Source organism: Sinorhizobium alkalisoli (assembly GCF_008932245.1).
In the GTDB taxonomy this organism is placed as follows: domain Bacteria; phylum Pseudomonadota; class Alphaproteobacteria; order Rhizobiales; family Rhizobiaceae; genus Sinorhizobium; species Sinorhizobium alkalisoli.
This window is the reverse complement of sequence record NZ_CP034909.1, coordinates 2,041,122-2,055,650: the sequence shown is the minus strand read 5'-3', so window position 1 is coordinate 2,055,650 and position 14,529 is coordinate 2,041,122. Positions and strand designations below refer to the sequence as shown.

Below are 14,529 nucleotides of genomic sequence, written 5' to 3'. Positions count from 1 at the left end.
GCTCTTATCCCGTAATCTGGTAAGAGCTGTAAAGGAGGCAGTTTTTTCTGCTGTGGTTACGGAAAGGGAACCGTCATGAACGAGGCGACGGGGAAGGTTGAGGGCAGGCGGGCAATCCTCGTCGGCGGGGTGCCGATGGACATGGACAATTGCCCGGTGCGTGACGTGATGGATCACATAGGCGGCAAATGGAATTCGCTGATGATCCTGACGCTGGCCGATGGTCCCTTGCGCTTTTCCGAACTTCGGCGGCTCATCCCGGACATATCGCAGCGCATGCTGACGCAGACGCTGCGCGACCTGCAGCGCGACGGCTATTTGAGCCGCACCGTCTACCCGACGCAGCCGCCGAGCGTCGAATACGGCCTGACCGATCTGGGCCGCTCGTTCCTTTCGGTGCTGAGACTATTCGTCGACTGGTCGGTGGAAAATCACGCAGCGATCCGCCGGGCGCGTGCGGAGTTCGACGTGGCGTGAATAGCGGTCCGGGCGTGATGGCGTAAAATAGCAGATGGCGTAAAATCGCTGTATCGAATGATGGTCGCTCCCTTGATCGGAGTCGTCCAATGGCACGCAGGTCCGCCTTGCTTGTCGCCGCCGCCATCGGCACCTTCCCTGCCGCTGGTCATGGGCATTATACGGAACGCGGCTGGGCGTACCCGCCGGCCTGTTGCAAGGGGAGTAATCAGGGCGGCGACTGCCAGCGCATTCCGGGCGGCACTGTCCGGAAGGGAAAGCATGGGTTTTTGGTCATCCTCGGCCCCGGAGACCACTATAGGGTGACGAGGGAGCATATGTTCCTGATCCCCTATGGGGATGAGATTCCGTCAGGAGACGGCGATTATCACATCTGCCTGCACCCGACGGAAGATCACATGAACTGCTTCTTCGCGCCCCCAGACGGCGCTTGAAGGCGGTCTCATATCAGGCTGCGGCGTGCATCCTCTCCGCGCCAAGGGCAAATTCGACGGCGGCCTCGGCATGGATCGCAGTGGAATCGAAGCCACGCAGGGGCAGGCGGGCGGGGTCGAGGATCAGGCAGATTTCGGTGCAGCCGAGGATCACGGCATCGGCGCCGGCCGACTTCGCCTGTTCGATCAATGCGCTAAGCGCCTCGCGCGAGGCGTCCAGCACGCGGCCGGCGCAGAGCTCGTCGAATATGACATTGTGGGTGAGCGTGCGTCCCTCGGCGTCCGGTACCATCACATCTATGCCGTGCGCGCGCATGCGCTCGGCATAGAAGCCGTGTTCCATCGTATAGCGCGTGGCAAGCAGCAGCGGCTTGCGGCATTCGGCCGCCTTCAACCGAAGCGCGGTCTCGTCGATGATGTTTATGAGCGGCACGCCGACTGCCGCCTGAACGGCGTCCGCGATCAGATGCATGGTGTTGGTGCAGATCAGCACGCACTCGGCGCCGGCCGACTCCAGCCCTCGCGCGACTTCGGAGAGGCGCCGGGCGGCCTCATCCCAGCGGCCGGCCTTCTGCAGGTCGACGATCCGCTGGAAATCGAAGGAGTGGAGAAGGACTTCGGCAGAGTGCAGCGCGCCGAGCCGGGCGCGAACGGCCTCGTTGACCATTCGATAGTAGATTGCCGAGCTTTCAAAGCTCATGCCGCCGATCAGGCCGATCTTGCGCAATTCCCCGATTTTCCGCCTTGCCATCTCTCGTCCCCTGGTTTTCGATTGCAGCGTCGGAACCGAAAGTCGGAGTGAGCGTTGCCACTGCAACCCGGTTTGACGAACGGATTATGGCGCGGCGCTGCCGGAATGTGTTTGCGTTTTAGGGGCGTAACCAGGTCAAATCGCGCAAGTAAGTTGCGCAATGTGAATATTTTGTGCAAACAATCAGCGCGTTATTTTGGTTCGTGAGGAGTGGTGAGCGTGCTGGACGACAGGGACCGAAAGCTGCTCATGCTTCTGCAGGAGGATGCGAGCGTCGCCATGGGCGACCTTGCCGATCGCGTGAACCTTTCGCTTTCCGCCTGTTCACGCCGCATCCAGCGGCTGGAGGAAGCGGGTTATGTCGCGCGGCGGATCGTGGTGCTCGATCGGGAAAAGATGGGTGTACCGACGACGCTTTTCGCGCTTATCAAGACCGCGCACCATTCGGATGAGTGGATCGAGAAATTCCGGCGGGTGATCAGCGACATACCCGAGATCGTCGAAGTGCATCGGCTGACCGGCAATTATGACTATATCGTCAAGGTCGTGCTGCCGCGCGTCGAGCATTACGACGTCGTCTACAAACAGATCGTCCGGAAGGTGGAGCTCTTCGACGTCTCCGCCTCGATTTCTATGGAAGTGCTGAAAAGCGGCACGGCCGTGCCGGTCGACTACGCCGAATGATAGATGAGCTTTGCTTCTCCGGCATGGAACTCTTGCCGAACTGGAGGTTGCGTCCTCGCCTTCGAGCAGGCAGGCTGATCCGGAAAGCGAGGCAGGAGCCATGTCGGAAGGACATCATGTCGTCGTCGTCGGTGGCGGCTTTGGCGGGTTGCAGCTGGTCAATGACCTCAAGGGCGCGGCGGTTCGGATCACCCTGATCGACCGGCGCAACCATCATCTGTTCCAGCCGCTGCTCTACCAGGTCGCGACGACGGTGCTGGCGACCTCCGAAATCGCCTGGCCGATCCGCCGCCTCTACCGGGACCGCCCTGAGGTGACGACGCTTCTCGGCGAAGTGATCGGGGTCGATCCCGTTGCCCGGACTGTCTCGCTCGAAAGCGGGCAGGCGATTACCTATGACACGCTGGTCCTGGCGACCGGCGCGACCCACGCCTATTTCGGCCACGACGAGTGGGCAGCGGTGGCGCCCGGGCTGAAGACGCTCGAGGATGCGACCACCATTCGCCGCCGCATTCTCCTGGCCTTCGAGCGGGCGGAACTCGAGCAGGATCCGGAGAGGCGCGATGCGCTGCTGACCTTCACCATTATCGGCGCCGGGCCGACCGGGGTCGAGCTTGCGGGCATCATCGCCGAAATGGCCCACAGGATCTTGCCGCCCGAGTTTCGCCGGATCGATACGCGTCGGGCGCGGATCGTGCTCGTAGAAGCGGGATCGCGCATTCTTCCCGCATTCAGTGAAGCGCTTTCCGGCTATGCCGGGCGCGAATTGAAAGAGCTCGGCGTCGAGGTGCTGACCGGAACGCCGGTGACCGATTGCAGCGCTGCCGGCGTGATGATCGGCGATCGCTTCGTGCCGAGCTGCACGCTCGTCTGGGCGGCCGGCGTTCAGGCTTCGCCCGCCGCGCACTGGCTCGGCATTCCGGCCGACCGCGCCGGTCGCGCGCTGGTCGGGAAGGACCTGACGGCGCCGGACTATCCGGAGGTCTTCGTCATCGGTGATACCGCGTCGGTCAGTCGGGCCGACGGCAAGCCGGTGCCGGGCATCGCGCCCGCCGCCAAGCAGCAGGGCGCTTTCGTCGCCAAAACGATCCGGGCCAGGCTCGAAGGAAGGTCGGCGCCGGGTCCGTTCCGCTATCGCCACCAGGGAAGCCTCGCCACCATCGGCAGGCGCGCCGCCATCATCGATTTCGGCCGCATCAAGCTCAAGGGTGCGCTCGCCTGGTGGATCTGGGGCATCGCCCACATTTATTTCCTGATCGGCACCCGCAGCCGTTTCGCGGTCGCCTGGAGCTGGCTGTGGACCTTTCTGAGCGGCCAGCACAGCGCCCGCTTGATCACGCAGAAGGAAACAGAGGACGTGGAGGCCGTAGAGTTGCGGGATTGACGCTTGACGTGCAAGATCTGCGTTGGTTTTCAGCGACAGGTTGTCTCGCCATGTCATCCCCTGCCGAAGAGATCGTGATCGATGTGCCGCTGGTCCGGCGCCTGGTTGCGGAGCAGTTCCCGCAATGGACCGATCTGCCGGTAAGGCCCGTCGCCTTCGGCGGCTGGGACAATCGGACGTTCCGTCTCGGCGATCACATGACGGTGCGACTGCCGAGCGCTGCGCACTACGTGCGGCAGGTGGAGAAGGAGCAGCGCTGGCTGCCGCTTCTGGCGCCGCATCTGCCGCTGCCTATCCCCGCGCCACTGGCCTTGGGACGTCCAGGCGAGGGCTACCCCTGGCCCTGGTCTGTCTATCGATGGCGCGAAGGCGAGATCGCCACCCATGCCGTCATCGACGATGTCACCGCCTTTGCCGCAGCGCTTGCCGCATTCCTCATAAAATTGCAGGCGATCGATGCGGATGGCGGTCCGCCGCCGGGTGCGCACAACTTCTTTCGCGGCGGGCCGCTGGCGGTCTATGACGAGCAGACCCGCCGGGCGCTCGATGCGCTCGACGGCACGATCGATACGGCCGCGGCGCGGGATCTGTGGGAGGAGGCGCTTTCCAGCGAATGGAGCGGCTCCCCGGTCTGGTTCCACGGCGACGTCGCCTCCGGCAATCTCCTGGTGGAGGGCGGCCGCTTGAGCGCCGTCATCGACTTCGGCACATCGGGCGTCGGGGACCCCGCCTGCGACCTATCGATCGCCTGGACGATGTTCAAGGGCGAGAGCCGCGAGGTTTTTCGCGCAGTGCTTCCCCTCGACGAAGGGACCTGGACGCGCGGGCGCGCCTGGACTCTCTGGAAGGCGATGATTGTCGCTGCCGGCATGATGGGCAATGATCGGCTCGAAATCGAGCGATCTCGGTGCCTCATCGCAGAGGTTCTCTCCGATCACGCGCGCTGACGTGTCTCGTCAACCCGAAACGCGGGCCGTCGTGCCGCACCAGGCGGCCGGCCGAGCGGTCCGTTTGCGTACCAGACCCTCGGCAAGCAGAATGCCCCCAATCGACCTTCCGTTTCTCGTCACCAGCCGTCGCTTGCCGGCTTCCCCGTCGACAAAACCCGCCGGCGCATCGACCACCGTGAACTGGCCGGCGTTCAGCAATTCTCTGAGCCGGGCCTTGGCGTGCGCGCCGCGCGAGCGCTCCTCGTCGCATTTCGCAAGCTTCGTTTCCGGCGCGTCAATATCGGCGATCAGGATTCTTTCGCCATTGAAGAGGAAGGAATCGCCATCGATCACGCAATTGTCGTGACGAATGCCGCAGAAATAGAAGGTGGTGCTGTCGGCAGAGCGGCCGGTCGGCAATGGCGCCGCCTGTTCCACGGGCCTTTCCATCGGCGGCGGCACGGCCACTTTGGGCTTCGGAGCGATCGAGCCGGTATGCTCCTGCGGCCGGACGATGCGAGGCGTCGGGGGCTTCGGCTTCGGCTTCGTTTCGGGTTCGGAGAGCAGAGCCACCACCTCCCGCCCGCCCGGCAGTCGACTGAATTTTTCCCAATGCTCGTGCGCGACGATGCCGCCGATGAGAGCGACCGCGGCAAGGTACCACGGCGCCATGCCGTCCCGGCTGCTCTTCCGTTTCGTGCTGCGCCTGCGCTTCCTGGTATTTGCCTTGGCCATCCGATTCGGTCCTCGATTGCGCGGGCATTATCGAGGCGAGGAGTTGCTGAAAGGTTGCGGGACGGCGACAGTCGGAGCAGACCGGCATAAGCGGTATTACCGACTGTTGCCATTTGACTCGCTGAGTTTCCTGACAAATTCCGCCAGGATCTCGCCATCCAACGGAACGACGTGCCCGGGGGCTGGATATGTTCCGCGAGCCACGTCATCGGCGAAGTCTCGAAACGCACCTATGCGCTCCGACTGGAGCCGGTCGTACTCGGCAGCGAAATTGCGGTAGGTCTTCGAGTGGCGCGGATAGTGGCCCTTGTGCGATCCTAAGATGTCGACTGCAAACATGTACTGGCCATCGCACCCGGCTCCAGCTCCCATCGACATCAATATGAGCGAGGTTCGGCTGCAGATTTCGGCGGCAACAGACTCCGGAACCACTTCGATTTCGGCCATCACCGCGCCGGCCATTTCGAGCTCCGTAACGTTGCGCCAGATTTCCATCGCACTCTCGACCGTCTTACCGACTGCCTTGAAGCCGCCCGTCCAGGTGATCTGGGAGGGGATCATCCCGACATGGCCGCAGACCGGAATGCGTTCCTCGGCAAGACGTCTGACGATGCGCAAGCTGGCAGCACAGTAGACCGCATCGGCTCCGGCGCGGCGCGCTTCGAAGGCAGCACGCAGATACTCCTTCGCCGTCGCGTACATGCCATAGCTCAGGCTGGCCACGCAAAATAGCGAGGGCGCCGCGTCTCGGAAATCCGGATGTGTGAGCAGGCTCGGAGGCACCGAAATCATGTCGATGCCGGCCTGCTCGGCGGCGGCGGCGTCCTCGGCAGTCTCGACGCGCAACATGACGAGTTGGCGTTTGCCTTTCAGTGCCCGCAGGTCGGCCACCGTCATCTTTCTGCTGATCATGATTTCCCCTCCGCGGGCTGTGCGGACCGCATGAGCGATCTGAGGCTGACACTGCTGTCGGCGAGCAGCACAGGATCGGGGCGACAGCCGCCCAGGATCATTTGCTCGGCGATCTTGATTTCCTTGGCGACGCTCGTGCCCGGACCGACCGCCGAGGCAGCGATCAACCGGCCGTCCACTGCGAGCTGGAATAGGGCAATGCCGGACTCGCCTAGTCTGCGCTCGATCGATTCGGCGGCAGGATCTGCCAACCCCGTCACCTGAAGCCCGAGCTCGTATTGGTCCGTCCAGAACCACGGCGCGGCATTGAACGGCGCGTTGTCTCCAAGCATCGATGAAGCCGCATGCTCGCCCTGTTGCCGGGCGTTGCGCCAGCTTTCCAGTCGCGTGTGCCGGCCCCCGAGCAATTGAAGCGGAAAGCGGCAGCAGTCGCCTGCCGCGAAGATGTGGGGGTCACTCGTAGCCAGGTGGGCGTCGACCACGATGCCGTCGTCGCACGCCAGACCGCAGGCGCGCGCAAGCGCATCGTCAGGCGACGCGCCGACGCCGATAATCACGAGATCGGCCTGCACCGTCTCCCCGCTCGCGAGCCGGATCGTAACCATTGATGGCTCGGCCTCGACGGCATCGATGCGCGCGCCGGTCACGATGCGCACGCCTGCCTCGGCGTGCCGACCGGCGATGATGTCCGCAATCGCCGCCGGCACGGCCCGTTTCAGGATGCGATCCTGCGCCTCTACCACGACGACCAGCGCGCCGGATTGTCGCGCGACCGCCGCCAGTTCGAGGCCGATGAAGCCAGCGCCGATCATGACGAGCCGCAACCCCGACCGCACGGTGCGGTGAAATCGGCGGGCGTCATCCAGCGTGCGTAGGGTCATGATGCGCTCGCTTCGTGGCCATGCGTTTGGGCGGCGGGGGCTTGCGCCGGTCGCCAGCAACAGCACGTCATAGTCCAGCGTGCTCCCATCCCGGAAAGCCACCGATCGCGCCGCCCTGTCGATCGACACCGCCTGCCGGCCCGAAACGAACGAGATACCGGCCAAGTCGAGCAAGGCGCGGGTGATGATCGGTTTCGCCTCGATTTCACGACCGTCAGCCCCCGGCTTGGAAAGCGGCGGCCTCTCATAGGGCTCGTGCACTTCGTCGCCGACGAGGGTCACGGTCCCCTCATAGCCGCGGGCTCGCAGGCCGAGCGCGGCTGCGCATCCAGCCTCGCCGGCGCCGACGATCACCATGCCGCGCGCGGTCATCTCAGGCGACCGCGATCTTGACCCTGCCGCCATCGAGCGCGACAGGATAGACGCCGAGGTTCACGCAGACCGGACCACTCAGGGCCTTGCCGCTGCGGTAGTCGAACCGACCGTTGTGCTTGGGGCATTCGATCACGTGGTCCATCACCAGCCCATCTGCGAGCGACACTTGTTCGTGCGTGCACAGGCCGTCCGTGGCGAAGAAGGCGCCGTCCGGGTCACGATAGATGGCGTATGTCTTGCCTCCATGGTCGAAGCGGATGACGTCTTCTTCGTCGATGTCATCCACGCCGCAGACGTCAATCCAGTCATGTTCAGACATGGCGCTAAACTCCGAAGCTGTTGTGGTTACTGGGCGGGCTGCGGCATCACCACGAGATTGTGAAGCTCGTGGCGATACGATTTGGCGGTGGCCGGCAATTCGCGCTTGATGTGGTGGTTGGGGTCGCGCACCTGCCGCAATACCGCCGGCACGATTTCCCGGTAGGCAGCCCAAAGACTTGGACACGGTGTCGGCACATCGTGCTTCATCAACTCGTGAAGCTGCGGCAGTGCGTAGTAGGGCACCATGGGGAACATGTGGTGCTCGACGTGGTAATTCATGTTCCAGTAGACGAAGCGGAACAGCGGGTTCATCAGTACCGTGCGTGAGTTCAGACGATGGTCGAGCACATCCTCGGCAAGACCCGCGTGCTGGGTGAGATCGAACAGTCTCGCCAACCAGGCGCCGTAGATGGTTGGCAGCGCGCCGATCAGCAGGACCGGAAACCAGCTTCCCAGCGCCAGCGACAATGCGGCGGTCCCGGCATGGATCGCCAGCCAGACGCGCGCCGTCCTGAACACGGCTGGCCTCATGCTTTCGGGGATGAATTCGATCTCGTCCTGCGTGAGTCGCCCAAGGCTGTGGCGGATCACCGAGATCGTGGTGTTCCAGACCCCGCCAACGGCAAAGAAGCTCACCAGGATCAGTGGCAGATTGGGCGGACGCTTGACAGCGATTTCCGGATCGCGGCCGACGATCAGCGTGTCCGTGTGGTGCCGGGCGTGGCTCCAGCGGGTTACCTCCGGCTCGCGCATGATCATGAAACTGGCGACCTGGTACACCAGGTCGTTCATCCAGAACGTGCGGAAGGCAGTGCCGTGGCCGCATTCGTGCCAGCGAGAATCCGAAGCAGAGCCGTAGAACACGCCGTAGAGCGCGAAGAAAGGCAGCGCGATCCACGAACCGCTGAACCAGATGCCGCCGGCTGCGCTTGCCACCAGCAGCGCCACCCACAGCAGCGTGTCTCTGATCGCAGGGCCATCGCGGCGTTGCATCAGCGATTTCATCGCCTTGCGCGGAATATCGGTGTGGTACCATTCGGCGGTGGCCAGGCCAGCCGCGACCGCTTCTCGCGAACTCGGCCCGACGAGGCTGTAGTCGCGTTGCTTTCCGTCCGACATCGTCTTCTCCTCGCGCGATCGATTGCACGATCATCGAACGAAAGATTGTCGCTCTCAACGCGGGATGATATTTCCTCTCAAATACGTCTTTCTATGAAAGAAACTGTCATGCAGCGAGAAGCCGGAACGCAACGCGTCACACTCACCGACGTCGCACGCGCGGCCGGCGTCAGTCTCGCCACAGTCGACAGGGTGCTGAACGGGCGAGCACCGGTCAGCGGCAAGCGGGCGCAACTGGTCTATGACGCGGCGCGGACGCTCGGCTATCACGGGCTGCCGATCCTTCGCGCTCGCGCGCCGGTGCCCCGCGAGCGCATGCGGCTCGGCGTTGCGATCCGGCGGCGACACCATCCCTTCTACCAGCGGATCGAGGCCGAGCTGCGTGCGGCAGCAGCTCGCCATTTGTCGGCCGAAGTGGAACTCGCATTCCATTATCAAGCCGACAATTCGCCCGCCGAGGCGGTTCGGCTTGCCCGCGAGATGGGCGCACATTGCGACGCGATTGCAATGATGGCGCCGGACAGTCCGGACCTGCGCGACGCGATTCTCGGCCTGCGCCAGCGCAAGGTGTTCACCTTCTCCATCCTGTCGGATTTCGCCGTCGATTTCCGCCACGCCTATGTCGGAGTCGACAATCGCCAGGCTGGGCGCGCCGCCGCATGGGGCATTGCCCACACCGCCAGGCGCGCGGGTCGGGTCGCCCTGGTAACGGGCGTCCACCACTTCGCCGCCCAGGAAATGCGCGAGCTTGGCTTCCGCTCCTACATGCGCGAACGAGGTCCCCAGTTCGAGATCGTCGATACGGCGGCGGTTGCCGAGTCTCCAGACGCGGTGCGCCTGGCGACCTCGCAGCTTCTCGACAGCCACAACGATCTGGTCGGTGTCTATGTCGCGAGTGGCGGCTTCGAGGGCGCGCTCGAAGCTCTGGCGGCGCGCGGCCGTGAAAAGGCGGTCTCGCTCGTCGTCAATGAGATCACGCCTGTCTCGCGGCAGGCGCTGCTGTCGGGTACGGTGTCAATGGTGATCGCGACCCCGGTGCGGGCCTTCGCTCAACAGCTGGTAGAGGAAGTGGTCACGGCGGTCCGGACCACGGGCGGCGAGCTATCGCGTCCCGAGGCGCTGCCCTTCGACATAGTCATCTCGGAAAATGCAGTTTGATGTGGGCATTGTCGCTCGGGCCCGACATCAAGTGAGATGTGGCAACGGGCGGGCGGTGCCGCTCCGCCAGTTGAACTCGGGCGCATTGGCCCATTGCGTCAGCGTTCGTATTCGGAACTGAATCCGGTCATGTCGGTGTCGAGGCGACCCAAGATGGTCAGCAGTATCTCCTGCTTGCGCGCTCTCTGGAATGCGGCCGATTGCATGTCCACGTTGAATGCCGCCGAAAAAGTCGCGCGATTCGAGACGTTGAAGAAGCATAGTGCGGAGATTGTCATGTGAACCTCGACCGGCGAGATCGCGCGCCGGAAGAGACCCATCTCATAGCCCTTTCTGAGCAGCCGCTCGATTCGAAGGATGACTGGCTGATGAAGTTCCAGAACTGCGGACGAGGTCGCCAGGAAGCGGGCGTCGTTGAGGTTCTCCGTCATCAGCAGCTTGACGTAGGTGGGATGCGTGAAATGGAAGTCGAAGGAGAAGCCGACGAGGTTCTTCAGCGATTGTCGGGGATCGTCCTCCTCGAGATTGATCGCGATCTCGGCGGTGCGCATACGCCGGTAGCCGTTCTCGAGCACGGCCAGATAAAGCTTCGCCTTGGAGGAGAAGTAATAATAGATCATGCGCTTGCTGCGCTTGGTCTTGGCCGCAATGCTGTCGAGCCTCGCGCCGCCGAAGCCGTGGCGCGCGAACTCGGCCTCGGCCGCATTCAGAATGTCCGCCCGGGTACGGTCTGGATCGTTGCTCGGAAGGGACCGCGCGTATCTGCGGCCACGACCCGTTCTGCCTGGCGACTGCTCGTTCATTCCCTCGACCTTGGACTCTGCGTCCCCGTGTTTATCGCGACAAACCACCTTCGTTCAACCTGCGTGATCCTATAGCACGCCAGCCGGGCACCCGTGATGAACCGTATCGGTCATTTTTCGTCGGCGAAAAGATAGCATGAACGTGGTCCAACTATCGCACGTTTCGACGTCAATCTAATGATATATAACGATAAAATGGGCCGTTGCCGTCATCTCTCCGCGGGAGTTGACTCGGCTTCGTCGTTGGAAGTATTGTGAACCGAAATGAACATTTTGTCGACCCGATGCCGCTGGTTCGGTGGAGGAGGATGATCCGGCGGTTCGTGTGATTGCGCTCAGTTTCGACAGGTGGGGGCACAGCGGTCCCCGGCGGGATCTCGCAACGCCACCGCGAAGCATGAGCGCTGGTCGTTTTTGCCAGGCGCGCCGGTGTCGGAGCGGTGTCGCTCGTGGTCTGGTGGACCTCGGTCCGCGGGCAGCGGGTTCCCCAGCAGGCTCGAGGGTGCGTGCCGACGCGAACTGCCCCGCTTCAGGAATTCCAGGGAGGAAGATAATGAACGCTAACGAACAATTTGTGGGAGGAACTCAGATGACCAAATTCGGCCGTCGCACGCTGCTCGCCGGCTCCGCCGCCCTCACGCTGGCGGCAACCATCATGATGCCTGTCGCCTCGTGGGCAGAGGGCAAGATCACGCTTCGCCTGTCGACCTCCGGCACCGAGACCGATCAGCGCTCCATAGCGATGGCGACGGTATTCGGCCCGGCTGTCGCGGAGTTCGCCGAGTTTCAGCCGCATTACAATTCGTCGCTCGTCGCGCAGGGTTCGGAACTCGAGGCGATCGCGTCGGGCGATCTGGAAATGACCGTCTGCTCCGCGCAGGAGCTTGCGACGTTCTTTCCCGAATTCTCGATCTTCGCCACCGGCTACGTCCACCAGAGCGCCGAGCATCAGGTGAAGGTCTTCGACGATGCGCTGATGGACCCGTTCAAGCAGAAGGTCGAGGACGAACTCGGCGTCAAATTGCTGGCAGTCATGTATCTCGGCCGCCGCCACGTAAATCTCCGCTTTCCCCGTTCGGAGCGCAACGTGATGACCCCGGCCGACCTCGCCGGTGTGAACCTGCGCATGCCGGGTACCGACGCCTGGCTGTTCCTCGGCAAGGCGCTGGGTGCCAACCCGACGCCGATCGCTTTCTCGGAGGTCTACACCGCGCTGCAGACCGGCTCGGTCGACGGTCAGGATAATCCGCTGCCGACCGTGGTCGACTCCAAGTTCTACGAGGTGACCAAGCAGATCAGCCTGACCTCGCATTTGGTCGACCTCAACTACATCGCCATCTCCAAGCAGGTCTGGGACGGCTTGACACAAGAGCAGCAGGCGACCGTGCAGAAGGCGGCCGTAGACGCCGCGGAGTCCGGGCGACAGGCGCAGCTCAAGAAGGAGGAGGAACTCGTCGCCTTCCTCAAGGGCAAGGGCCTCGAAATCTACGAGCCGGACCTGAAGGCGTTCCGCGAGCATGTCCAGGCGCAATATGTTGGTTCCGAGTTCGCCAAGGCGTGGCCGGAAGGCGTGCTCGACAAGATCAACGCACTCGGCAACTGACCCGTTTCCGGCCGGCGACCGGCGGCACGTTCAGCCGCCGGGCCGCACCCGGCTTGAGAACCGCGCACGACGTGGCACGAGGGAGGTTCGCCCGTGGATCGAAGCATCGGAGCATTCCGCATATTCGCAGAGACGGTCGCCGGCGCCATGATGGCGGCGATGTTCGCGACATTTATCGTGCAGGTGGCGATCCGCTACACCGCACGCGTCGAGTGGCTCGCCGATGCCGTTCCATTCCTGCAGCCGTCGAACTTCGGCTGGACCTTGGAATTCTGCCTCGCGCTCTGGGTCTGGCTGGTTTTCTGGGGCAACGCTTTCATTGTCCGCAACCAGGACCACGTCTCGTTCGACATCCTGTTTTACGCGGTCTCGCCCGCCTTGCGCAGGACGTTCTTCATCGTGTCGGCGGCGATCATCGCGGGCGGGCTGTTGCTGTCGATCCAACCCACCTGGGATCGGCTGGCCGTTCTCAGATTGAAGAAGACCGCGACCCTCTCGGTACTGTTCGGCGACTGGATCCGGATGCGCGACATCTACGCGATCTATCTGCTGTTCCTCGTGGTCGTCGCGGGTCGATACGCCGTAGGCGTCTGGCATGCCGTCCGCCACCCGATCGACGAGCCTCTGCAACCCGAAGTGGAGCGCATCGACGCATGAGTTACGCTTTTGTCCTCTCACTCGGCGCCATGGGCGTGATCGCGGCAATCGGCGCGCCTATCGCCTATGCCATCCTCCTGGCCTCCTTCGTCTACCTGGCGGCGAACGGGATGAGCATTGGCATCGCAGGCAAGATCATGCTCGACGGGCTCTATCAGAGCTTCATCCTGCTGACCGTGCCGCTGTTTATCGTGGCCGCCAACATCATGAATGCCGGCTCTGTCTCCGACAGGCTGCTACGCTTTTGCGTCGGCCTCGTCGGCCGCTTCCGGGGCGGCCTGGGCCACGTCAACGTGCTGGCGTCTCTGGTTTTCTCCGGCATGTCCGGTTCGGCGGTCGCCGACGCGGCCGGCATTGGCAAGATCATCATCGATATGATGATCCGTTCTGGTCAGTACACGCGCGGCTACGCTGCTGCCATAACCGCTGCCTCCGCAACCATTGGGCCGATCATCCCGCCCTCCATCCCGATGGTGCTCTACGCGCTGGTATCGAACAGCTCGATCGGCTTCCTGTTCCTCGGTGGCATCATGCCGGGGCTGCTGATGGGAGCCGTACTGATGGGGATAAACGCCTGGATCTCCCATAGGCGCGGCTTCGGCGTCGAAAAGTCGATCCCGCTTAGCGAACTGCCGAAATTGACGCGCGACGCCGGCCCGGCGCTGCTCATGCCGGCGATCCTGCTCTACGGCATCTACGGCGGCGTCACGACTCCTACGGAGGCTGCGGCTGTCGCCGCCTTTTACGCGCTCATTCTCGCGACTATCTTCTATCGGTCGCTGTCGCTGTCCGCATTCGGGCGAGTCCTGATTGAGAGCGCCCGGTCCTCCGCGGCCGTCGGCATCGTCATCGGTACGGCGCTGGTGCTCAATTACGTCGTCGCGTCCGAGAACATCCCCAACCTCGTCGCGCAGTCGCTTGTCGGAATCGACGTCCCGCCGCTGGTCTTCCTGCTTTCCGTCAACCTGTTGCTGTTGCTGCTTGGTTGCATTCTTGATGCCACGACAATCATCCTGGTCATCATTCCGCTGTTCATCCCCGCATGCCGCGAACTTGGCATCGACCTGGTGCATTTCGGCGTGGTCGCGGTCGTCAACTGTATGATCGGGCTGATCACTCCGCCCTACGGCATACTGCTTTTCGTGATCAATGCGGTAACGCGCATTCCGCTGGCCGAGATCATCCGGGAGATCTGGCTGTTCGCCGCAGTCCTGATCTGCGCGTTGCTTCTGCTCATTCTGTTTCCGGGCATCGTCCTCTGGCTTCCACGGATGTTTGGATACGAAGGATAGCGCCCCGGGCCATT

General features: G+C 63.2%; 16 protein-coding genes. 9 read left to right on the top strand and 7 right to left on the bottom strand.

Annotated elements, in window-relative coordinates; genetic code table 11:
* The first annotated feature begins 75 nt into the window (after positions 1-75).
* Positions 76-477 (top strand): winged helix-turn-helix transcriptional regulator, encoded by a 402-nt coding sequence (locus tag EKH55_RS10060; RefSeq protein WP_069457295.1) that lies wholly within the window; start codon positions 76-78, stop codon positions 475-477.
* An 89-nt stretch (positions 478-566) separates the two neighbouring features.
* Positions 567-911 (top strand): hypothetical protein, encoded by a 345-nt coding sequence (locus EKH55_RS10055; RefSeq protein ID WP_225191689.1) that lies wholly within the window; start codon positions 567-569, stop codon positions 909-911.
* A gap of 13 nt (positions 912-924) precedes the next feature.
* Here EKH55_RS10055 and EKH55_RS10050 read toward each other — a convergent pair whose 3' ends face one another.
* The gene (locus EKH55_RS10050) at positions 925-1,662 is read right to left on the bottom strand and encodes an aspartate/glutamate racemase family protein (protein ID WP_151611448.1); all 738 of its coding nucleotides are present in this window, start codon (positions 1,660-1,662) and stop codon (positions 925-927) included.
* Between the two features lie 219 nt (positions 1,663-1,881).
* Between EKH55_RS10050 and EKH55_RS10045 the strand changes: the two genes are divergently transcribed.
* From EKH55_RS10045 to EKH55_RS10035, 3 genes are all read left to right on the top strand, one after another.
* The gene (locus EKH55_RS10045) at positions 1,882-2,346 is read left to right on the top strand and encodes an Lrp/AsnC family transcriptional regulator (protein ID WP_069457297.1); all 465 of its coding nucleotides are present in this window, start codon (positions 1,882-1,884) and stop codon (positions 2,344-2,346) included.
* Positions 2,347-2,446: 100 nt separating this feature from the next.
* Positions 2,447-3,730: an NAD(P)/FAD-dependent oxidoreductase gene (locus EKH55_RS10040; RefSeq protein ID WP_069457298.1), complete on the top strand. Its 1,284-nt coding sequence runs from the start codon at positions 2,447-2,449 to the stop codon at positions 3,728-3,730.
* A gap of 50 nt (positions 3,731-3,780) precedes the next feature.
* A complete protein-coding gene (locus tag EKH55_RS10035; RefSeq protein WP_151611447.1) occupies positions 3,781-4,677 on the top strand; it encodes an aminoglycoside phosphotransferase family protein in 897 nt (298 codons plus the stop codon).
* 9 nt (positions 4,678-4,686) lie between these two features.
* Here the strand turns inward: EKH55_RS10035 and EKH55_RS10030 are convergent, their stop codons facing one another.
* The 5 genes from EKH55_RS10030 to EKH55_RS10010 all read right to left on the bottom strand — a co-directional run bounded on the left by EKH55_RS10030 (position 4,687) and on the right by EKH55_RS10010 (position 9,002).
* Positions 4,687-5,394, bottom strand: a complete 708-nt coding sequence (locus tag EKH55_RS10030) for a thermonuclease family protein (protein ID WP_151611446.1) — start codon at positions 5,392-5,394, stop codon at positions 4,687-4,689.
* 96 nt (positions 5,395-5,490) lie between these two features.
* Entirely contained in the window at positions 5,491-6,306 is an 816-nt protein-coding gene (locus EKH55_RS10025; protein ID WP_069457300.1) for a 3-methyl-2-oxobutanoate hydroxymethyltransferase, read from the bottom strand.
* Positions 6,303-7,559 carry an NAD(P)/FAD-dependent oxidoreductase gene (locus tag EKH55_RS10020; protein WP_151611445.1) on the bottom strand — a complete coding sequence of 419 codons (1,257 nt, stop codon included), beginning with the start codon at positions 7,557-7,559 and terminating at the stop codon, positions 6,303-6,305. Before EKH55_RS10020 ends, EKH55_RS10025 begins: the two co-directional genes overlap by 4 nt.
* Before the next feature lies 1 nt (position 7,560).
* Positions 7,561-7,881 (bottom strand): MocE family 2Fe-2S type ferredoxin, encoded by a 321-nt coding sequence (locus EKH55_RS10015; RefSeq protein ID WP_069457302.1) that lies wholly within the window; start codon positions 7,879-7,881, stop codon positions 7,561-7,563.
* Positions 7,882-7,907: 26 nt separating this feature from the next.
* The gene (locus EKH55_RS10010) at positions 7,908-9,002 is read right to left on the bottom strand and encodes a fatty acid desaturase family protein (protein ID WP_069457303.1); all 1,095 of its coding nucleotides are present in this window, start codon (positions 9,000-9,002) and stop codon (positions 7,908-7,910) included.
* Between the two features lie 108 nt (positions 9,003-9,110).
* On the opposite strand from EKH55_RS10010, the gene EKH55_RS10005 reads away from it, so the two are divergent.
* Positions 9,111-10,160 carry a LacI family DNA-binding transcriptional regulator gene (locus EKH55_RS10005; RefSeq protein WP_069457304.1) on the top strand — a complete coding sequence of 350 codons (1,050 nt, stop codon included), beginning with the start codon at positions 9,111-9,113 and terminating at the stop codon, positions 10,158-10,160.
* A gap of 98 nt (positions 10,161-10,258) precedes the next feature.
* On the opposite strand, the gene EKH55_RS10000 is transcribed toward EKH55_RS10005, so the two are convergent.
* A complete protein-coding gene (locus tag EKH55_RS10000; protein ID WP_069457305.1) occupies positions 10,259-10,963 on the bottom strand; it encodes a TetR/AcrR family transcriptional regulator in 705 nt (234 codons plus the stop codon).
* Positions 10,964-11,552: 589 nt separating this feature from the next.
* Between EKH55_RS10000 and EKH55_RS09995 the strand changes: the two genes are divergently transcribed.
* The 3 genes from EKH55_RS09995 to EKH55_RS09985 all read left to right on the top strand — a co-directional run bounded on the left by EKH55_RS09995 (position 11,553) and on the right by EKH55_RS09985 (position 14,515).
* Positions 11,553-12,566 (top strand): sialic acid TRAP transporter substrate-binding protein SiaP, encoded by a 1,014-nt coding sequence (locus tag EKH55_RS09995; protein ID WP_151611444.1) that lies wholly within the window; start codon positions 11,553-11,555, stop codon positions 12,564-12,566.
* Positions 12,567-12,659: 93 nt separating this feature from the next.
* Positions 12,660-13,223: a TRAP transporter small permease gene (locus tag EKH55_RS09990; RefSeq protein WP_225191692.1), complete on the top strand. Its 564-nt coding sequence runs from the start codon at positions 12,660-12,662 to the stop codon at positions 13,221-13,223.
* A complete protein-coding gene (locus EKH55_RS09985) occupies positions 13,220-14,515 on the top strand; it encodes a TRAP transporter large permease (protein WP_069457306.1) in 1,296 nt (431 codons plus the stop codon). The genes EKH55_RS09990 and EKH55_RS09985 overlap by 4 nt, the downstream gene beginning before the upstream one ends.
* Positions 14,516-14,529 lie beyond the last annotated feature (14 nt).

Coding starts and splice junctions, on each gene's coding strand:
- EKH55_RS10020 (WP_151611445.1), bottom strand. CDS start 7,559: ATGACCGCGCGCGGCATGGTGATCGTCGGCGCCGGCGAGGCTGGATGC.
- EKH55_RS10035 (WP_151611447.1), top strand. CDS start 3,781: ATGTCATCCCCTGCCGAAGAGATCGTGATCGATGTGCCGCTGGTCCGG.
- EKH55_RS10010 (WP_069457303.1), bottom strand. CDS start 9,002: ATGTCGGACGGAAAGCAACGCGACTACAGCCTCGTCGGGCCGAGTTCG.
- EKH55_RS10050 (WP_151611448.1), bottom strand. CDS start 1,662: ATGGCAAGGCGGAAAATCGGGGAATTGCGCAAGATCGGCCTGATCGGC.
- EKH55_RS09985 (WP_069457306.1), top strand. CDS start 13,220: ATGAGTTACGCTTTTGTCCTCTCACTCGGCGCCATGGGCGTGATCGCG.
- EKH55_RS10030 (WP_151611446.1), bottom strand. CDS start 5,394: ATGGCCAAGGCAAATACCAGGAAGCGCAGGCGCAGCACGAAACGGAAG.
- EKH55_RS10055 (WP_225191689.1), top strand. CDS start 567: ATGGCACGCAGGTCCGCCTTGCTTGTCGCCGCCGCCATCGGCACCTTC.
- EKH55_RS10025 (WP_069457300.1), bottom strand. CDS start 6,306: ATGATCAGCAGAAAGATGACGGTGGCCGACCTGCGGGCACTGAAAGGC.
- EKH55_RS09995 (WP_151611444.1), top strand. CDS start 11,553: ATGACCAAATTCGGCCGTCGCACGCTGCTCGCCGGCTCCGCCGCCCTC.
- EKH55_RS10005 (WP_069457304.1), top strand. CDS start 9,111: ATGCAGCGAGAAGCCGGAACGCAACGCGTCACACTCACCGACGTCGCA.
- EKH55_RS10015 (WP_069457302.1), bottom strand. CDS start 7,881: ATGTCTGAACATGACTGGATTGACGTCTGCGGCGTGGATGACATCGAC.
- EKH55_RS10040 (WP_069457298.1), top strand. CDS start 2,447: ATGTCGGAAGGACATCATGTCGTCGTCGTCGGTGGCGGCTTTGGCGGG.
- EKH55_RS10000 (WP_069457305.1), bottom strand. CDS start 10,963: ATGAACGAGCAGTCGCCAGGCAGAACGGGTCGTGGCCGCAGATACGCG.
- EKH55_RS10060 (WP_069457295.1), top strand. CDS start 76: ATGAACGAGGCGACGGGGAAGGTTGAGGGCAGGCGGGCAATCCTCGTC.